This is a genomic window from Halostella litorea (assembly GCF_004785955.1).
In the GTDB taxonomy this organism is placed as follows: domain Archaea; phylum Halobacteriota; class Halobacteria; order Halobacteriales; family Natronoarchaeaceae; genus Halostella; species Halostella litorea.
Window position 1 is genome coordinate 1 of record NZ_SJER01000014.1, and the last position, 747, is coordinate 747.

At 53.9% G+C, this 747-nt stretch carries 1 protein-coding gene; it reads left to right on the top strand.

All coding sequences use genetic code 11. The annotated features are described in order from the left end of the window. Window positions 1–60: 60 nt before the first annotated feature. Complete coding sequence (locus tag EYW40_RS19455; protein WP_135823225.1) at window positions 61–738, top strand: IS6 family transposase; 678 nt, start codon at window positions 61–63, stop codon at window positions 736–738. Window positions 739–747 lie beyond the last annotated feature (9 nt).

Here is a 747-nt window from a genome sequence, read left to right on the forward strand (position 1 = left end):
AGGCACTGTCTAGTTGAGTTAGTTTGAGAAGTGAGCAGGCCGTTGAGTTAGTTGGTCAAGATGCTCGCAGACCTGCTCAGCGAGAGCTATGAACCGGATTTAGAAGAAACTTGGGAGAATGAGCGGACGGCGACGCCCGTCAGGGCGTTCGCCGTCCGCCTCCATCAGACCGGTTGTTCAATTCGAGAAACAACAACGATCTTAGCGGAATTAGGCGTGCAACGCTCGCATGGAGCGGTTTGGAACTGGGTGCATCGGCTATCTGACAGCGGCTGCGACCCGCCTGAGGCGCAGCCCACGCGGGTCGCCGTTGACGAGACTGCTGTCAAGATTAACGGTGAGTGGTCTTGGCTGTATGCTGCAATAGACATCGACACAAAATTGATTCTCGATGTCGCGTTATTTGGTCGGCATGGCACTGATCCAGCGGCTGCGTTTCTGCAGAAACTCCAAGAGAAACATGATCTCTCGGAGGCTGAGTTTCTGGTCGATCAATTCGGCTATCGGACTGCCCTTGCTCGATTAGGGTTGAGCGGTCGGGTCAACTATACCGACCGAAACCTCATCGAAAAATGGTTTCACACGCTCAAAATGCGGATCGACCGCTTCCATGACTCATGGGTGGGCAGTCGCTCCAGCGTCCGAGAGTGGCTTGAACAGTTCATGCATTACTACAACCGCCACAGACCCCACCAAGCTCTCGATGGAAAAACGCCGATCGAGAAACTCCAGAACTAGACAGTGCCT

What these genes read in the sequence shown, in the direction of transcription:
- EYW40_RS19455 (WP_135823225.1), top strand. Translation starts at nt 61, where the DNA reads ATGCTCGCAGACCTGCTCAGCGAGAGCTATGAACCGGATTTAGAAGAA.